The sequence below is a fragment of the Psychromonas sp. Urea-02u-13 genome (genome assembly GCF_002835995.1).
GTDB lineage: Bacteria > Pseudomonadota > Gammaproteobacteria > Enterobacterales > Psychromonadaceae > Psychromonas.
In genome coordinates this window covers 1-262 of sequence record NZ_PJBZ01000005.1, presented here as the reverse complement: position 1 = coordinate 262, position 262 = coordinate 1, and the positions used below count along the sequence as shown (strand labels likewise).

General features: G+C 37.0%; 1 protein-coding gene. It reads right to left on the bottom strand.

Annotation, left to right across the window (positions count from 1 at the left end; all coding sequences use genetic code 11):
• Window positions 1–240 (bottom strand): hypothetical protein (locus CXF74_RS00015; protein ID WP_198552729.1); only part of this gene is annotated, 240 nt, incomplete at its 3' end.
• Window positions 241–262 lie beyond the last annotated feature (22 nt).

Genomic DNA, 262 nt, shown 5'->3' with positions numbered 1-262 from the left:
AATTTCATATCCCTGGTTTTGCAAACGTTTATATAAACACTTCTTATCTTTTAATAATAAGTAGATAGCATAACGCGCGGTTGCAGCCCCGCGACTAAAACCAAATACATCAATAGTAATTTTTTCGATATAGTTTTTATCAGGATTAAATTCTTTTAATCCTAACCCAGTGATTGTAGAAAGGGCTTTTTGAACTCCCATTTGGGCACGACTAGGCACACCAGAATCCATAATTGCCATCGAGTAGCCCCAAAAGCTATCC